The sequence below is a fragment of the Tritonibacter sp. SIMBA_163 genome, assembly GCF_046535935.1.
Taxonomy (GTDB): domain Bacteria; phylum Pseudomonadota; class Alphaproteobacteria; order Rhodobacterales; family Rhodobacteraceae; genus Epibacterium; species Epibacterium scottomollicae.
This window is the reverse complement of record NZ_JAWJBP010000551.1, coordinates 1-267: the sequence shown is the minus strand read 5'-3', so window position 1 is coordinate 267 and position 267 is coordinate 1. Positions and strand designations below refer to the sequence as shown.

Below are 267 nucleotides of genomic sequence, written 5' to 3'. Positions count from 1 at the left end.
AGCACTTAAAAAAGAAATCGCAAATTACAGCGGGGAACTGGTTGATATACGGAGAAAGCTGCATAGCGAGCCGGAGCTGTCTTGGGAAGAGTATGAGACCACAGCATACGTGTTGAACTATTTGACTGGACTCGGCATCAAATGCCGCAAAACCGAACCAACCGGTGTCATCGGGAAATAGATCAGCGGCAAGCCGGGAAAAACGGTAGCACTACGGTCGGATATAAACGCGCTTTCTGTCGAAGAGCTGAACAAACAAGTTCCTTA

At 47.9% G+C, this 267-nt stretch carries 1 pseudogene; it reads left to right on the top strand.

What is annotated here, in order from left to right:
• Nucleotides 1-181: pseudogene (locus R0J92_RS23495) on the top strand (hydrolase); the annotation flags it as partial.
• Nucleotides 182-267 lie beyond the last annotated feature (86 nt).